This is a genomic window from Tamlana crocina (genome assembly GCF_012037625.1).
On record NZ_JAAVJS010000248.1, the window covers coordinates 1 to 445 of the forward strand.

Genomic DNA, 445 nt, shown 5'->3' on the forward strand with positions numbered 1-445 from the left:
CCCCCAGTATATTTATGACCAAAGGACTGAAGACCGTAAAAAAGAAGCTGCCTTTGTACAGCAATGTGCCGAAGACATAAAACAAAAATATGATCTACCTGCCGAAGGAGTGCTTATTGAAGGTTCCATTGCCAAAGCGATCAAACAAAAAGTAGAAGAACATAAGATAGATCTTGTAGTGGCAGGGCATAAGAGAAAAGGTTTTCTTTACAATATTTTCACTACCAACAGGAAGAAAGATCTTATAGATGAGTTAAATATTCCTCTCCTCGCTGTGCCGGTAGGATAGAATTAACTGCGCGCTTTCTTAATTTTTTGTTTCTTTCTCAAGCTCGATCCATACCGGCGCATGATCGCTGCTTTTCTCCCAGCCGCGGACATGTTTGTCCACACCTGCATTTTTTAGTCTGTCAACAAGGTGTGAACTTAGCAGGAAATGGTCTAT

1 protein-coding gene is annotated in these 445 nt (G+C 40.9%); it reads left to right on the forward strand.

What is annotated here, in order from left to right:
* A partial coding sequence (locus tag HC176_RS16550) for a universal stress protein (RefSeq protein WP_167920101.1) occupies window positions 1-289 on the forward strand: 289 nt, incomplete at its 5' end.
* Between the last annotated feature and the right edge of the window lie 156 nt (window positions 290-445).